The organism is Psychroflexus salarius (assembly GCF_900129035.1).
Lineage (GTDB): Bacteria > Bacteroidota > Bacteroidia > Flavobacteriales > Flavobacteriaceae > Psychroflexus > Psychroflexus salarius.
In genome coordinates this window covers 1-2,555 of the sequence record NZ_FQTW01000029.1, presented here as the reverse complement: position 1 = coordinate 2,555, position 2,555 = coordinate 1, and the positions used below count along the sequence as shown (strand labels likewise).

Sequence of the window (2,555 nt, the reverse complement as noted above, 5' to 3'; positions counted from 1 at the left end):
AGGAATAATTTGACTTCTGACAATCGTTGCGTGAAAAACAAAATAGAAAATTGGAAAAACAAGACAACGGAATTTTAGCACGTTTGAAAACAGATAATTTTACTCTTGAAAACAGAATTTAAAAATTTAGATTTATATAGAACAACTTCTGCTCTACTCGACTGAATTCAATAGCTGAGCGAAAAAAATTGGAAACGTGAAAAGCGCTTCGTACCAAGCAGAACGTGTCGTGTCAGTGTGCAACAACGGCTATAATGCATTGCGGGTTGGAATTTTCTGTTGAAAATTCCAGTTTTAATTGTATTTTCGTTTATCAGCGGAATAATTCTGCGAATGATTCCGCAACGACATCATAGCCAAGACCGTTAGCAGCAATTTAAGCCAACAATCAACTAATGAAATATTTCATAACATTAATATTACTTATTATCATCTTGACTTACGGACAAGTAATGGAAACTGAATTTCCTCTTGCTCTGAATATTGCGTTGGTAGTTTCAATTTTAATGACAACTATTTTATGGGAATATTCCGTTATGAATAAAAACTATGAATCTGACTTTAAAATGCGAAGTCAGCGAAAAGTATTCGGAATATTTGAGTTTATTAATGCTATTGCTTGGACTTTATTATTATGGTTTGGAAATGATAATTATAGAAATATTCTTTTTCTGATTTTTATATTTTGGACATTTCCGATAACCGATTTAATTATGTGGTTAATTTATAAAAAGAAAAAACCATTTACACTTTTTATAAAAGACAATGAATTGATTTTAAACAAGCGTTGGACTCAAAAAAGAAATCTGACCGAACTCACTCAAATCCGATTTGACCGATTTAGTAAAAATTTAAAACTTGATTTCAAATCAAAATCTGAAATCTCAATAAAGACAACCGAATATAAAACTGACGAAATTCAAACTTTATTAGGAATTCTAATTGAGAAATCGGAAAATGAAGTTTTTATCCCGAATAATTATGAACCGAAAATAAAAAACAGCTGCTAACACCGTGTATAATTCATTGCTAGTTAGAGCTTACTTACGAAAATCCTCGCGGATTTTCTATTCGGTTTGTATTTGCTAAATTAGTTGCTTAAACACGCAACGAAATCATACACAAACACGTTGGCAAACATTTAAAGAATGAAATACCTACAATATTTATTGATACTTTTTGTAGTTTTAAGTTGCAAACCAAATAGCGAAAAACATGTTGCACTTGGAACTTGGAATAGATGTAATAAAGATGGTAGCTATATTGAATACAAAATAACTGAGCAGTACATGCTCATTTTGACATCGCATAGACCAAATGAAATAATCATTTTTGGAAATAAAGTACTAGACGACAAATTAATTTCCTATCAACTTAAAAACGGGACGAAAATACTTCAAGACAATGATACTCTGGTAACTTTAAAAAAGTCATCAGAGAAAGTCATTTTAATGAGTACTTGGGGATATGACAAATATGAATTGAACAAGGCAGAATTTGATTACGATAAAATTGATTCTTTAAATTTGGAATCGTGGAAAAAGAAAACATTATCTGAATTTAAAAAAAGAGCTGAAATAAAAAGTTGTCCTGACTTAAGAACCCAAGATGAGAAAATAATTCCGACTCTGGATTTGGATAACCTTGAGGAAGAGGAAATTGAAATAATCGAAATTGAAAAGGAATAAAAACGATTTGCCAACAATGTATAACCGCAATTACGGCGGATTCGACTACGTCCGAATCCACTCGGAATTGCTAACGCATGTGCTAAACCGAAAAATTTGCGTGCTTTAACCCGTAACTGACGGTTATACGAGACCGTTACCCAACATTTGATGACTGAATTCAATCCACCAATTTCAGAAAGAGAAACGGAAGAGCTAATTGAAATTGCTCATTCCTCAACTGAACATTGGAAATTAGATGCAATTAATCAAGCAAAAAAAGAATTGATAAGGCGTAATGTAACCCAAAAAGAACAGAATGAAGTAATTGAAAAATGGAAAAAAGAAGCTGATGAATACTTCAAAAATGAAGCAGATAGGTTAGAAAAAAATAAAACCGAAAGTTATTCAACGTGGGAAATGATTTTAATTTTCATAATCGGACCTTTAAAATTCTTTCGATGGTATGATGATGTATTTACTTTAAGAAAAGAGAATTATTATTTGAAATTTAAGCAACGAATTATAATTCTGACTTTAGGTTTCATTTCTTGGTTCATATTTATTTACACATCCTTTCATAGCTATGAACAAAAACGCCTCGAAGAAATTGAAAAAATTGATATATCTGACTGGAAAAAGAAACACGGATATGAATAAAAAACGTTGGGTAACACCGTGTATAATTAATTGCTTGGTCACTGCCGACTTACGAAAATTCCGCTGGAATTTTCTATTTGTGATTTGTTTGTTAACTTAGTTGCTTAACCACGCAACTAACCATACACAAACACGTTGTACACCATTTATGCGAACGACAATTCATACAACTAAAAAGCTAGAAAAGTTAGTAAAAAAATTAATTTTGACTGACCAAAAAACTGAGAA

At 31.3% G+C, this 2,555-nt stretch carries 3 protein-coding genes; all 3 read left to right on the top strand.

From position 1 onward, the window contains the following. Positions 1 to 395 precede the first annotated feature (395 nt). The 3 genes from BUB82_RS11530 to BUB82_RS11520 all read left to right on the top strand — a co-directional run bounded on the left by BUB82_RS11530 (position 396) and on the right by BUB82_RS11520 (position 2,327). Positions 396 to 1,010, top strand: a complete 615-nt coding sequence (locus tag BUB82_RS11530) for a hypothetical protein (protein WP_073193776.1) — start codon at positions 396 to 398, stop codon at positions 1,008 to 1,010. 138 nt (positions 1,011 to 1,148) lie between these two features. Continuing rightward, a complete protein-coding gene (locus BUB82_RS11525; RefSeq protein ID WP_073193775.1) occupies positions 1,149 to 1,688 on the top strand; it encodes a hypothetical protein in 540 nt (179 codons plus the stop codon). A gap of 150 nt (positions 1,689 to 1,838) precedes the next feature. Beyond that, positions 1,839 to 2,327: a hypothetical protein gene (locus BUB82_RS11520; protein WP_073193774.1), complete on the top strand. Its 489-nt coding sequence runs from the start codon at positions 1,839 to 1,841 to the stop codon at positions 2,325 to 2,327. Positions 2,328 to 2,555 lie beyond the last annotated feature (228 nt).